Source organism: Citrobacter sp. VF227 (genome assembly GCF_052950715.1).
Genome location: NZ_JBRFVF010000092.1, coordinates 1 through 731, shown reverse-complemented (window position 1 = coordinate 731; position 731 = coordinate 1). Strand labels below are relative to the sequence as shown.

At 68.5% G+C, this 731-nt stretch carries 2 protein-coding genes; one reads left to right on the top strand and one right to left on the bottom strand.

The features are described 5' to 3' along the window. Nucleotides 1-486 (top strand): EamA family transporter (locus tag ACU8YC_RS25225; RefSeq protein WP_446895991.1); only part of this gene is annotated, 486 nt, incomplete at its 5' end. A gap of 14 nt (nucleotides 487-500) precedes the next feature. Here ACU8YC_RS25225 and ACU8YC_RS25220 read toward each other — a convergent pair. Beyond that, a partial coding sequence (locus ACU8YC_RS25220; protein WP_446895990.1) for a DUF6586 family protein occupies nucleotides 501-731 on the bottom strand: 231 nt, incomplete at its 5' end.

Genomic DNA, 731 nt, shown 5'->3' with positions numbered 1-731 from the left:
CTCGCCGGCCTGCTGCTGGCGGTCAGCGGATTGGTGATCCTGCTGCTCCCGGGGAGCAGCACCCCGCCCCTGGATGGCGCTTTACTGATGATCCTGTCCGGCATCGCCTGGGGCGTCTATTCGCTCCGCGGACGAGGTGCAGCCACACCGCTTGCAGCCACTGCGGGTAATTTTCTACGGGCGGTTCCATTGGCGGCGGTGCTCTGCCTGCTTTCGCTGGGCCAGCAGACGTGGGATTGGCCGGGCGTGGCCTACGCGCTGCTTTCCGGCGCGCTGACGTCCGGGGTCGGCTATGCCATCTGGTACGCCGCCCTGCCCGGTCTGGCGGCGATCCAGGCCGCCAGCGTGCAACTCAGCGTTCCGCTACTGGCGGCCATTGCCGGTGCCGTGCTGCTGGGCGAAGCGGTGACCACAACGCTACTGTTGGCCGGCACCGCGATTCTGGGCGGCATCGCCCTGGTCCTGCGCATCAGGCATCGCCATTAGCCCGGCGTCGCCGGTCACCACTCGGTGAGCGACTCGTGAAAGCGCAGCGCCAGCCCCTTGAGGTTCTGCCGCCAGGCTTCCAGCTCGGCGCGGGTCAGCGGCGGAGTCTCGTCCTCGACGGTGACCGCCTCGATCAATGGCTGCCGCGGATCGGTCTTGGCCTTGGCCGGGGCGCGTGGTGGCTGGAACAGCTGACGATAGGCGGCCAGCAACTGCCCGAGCCAGGTACTCGGCTGTTCCGACAG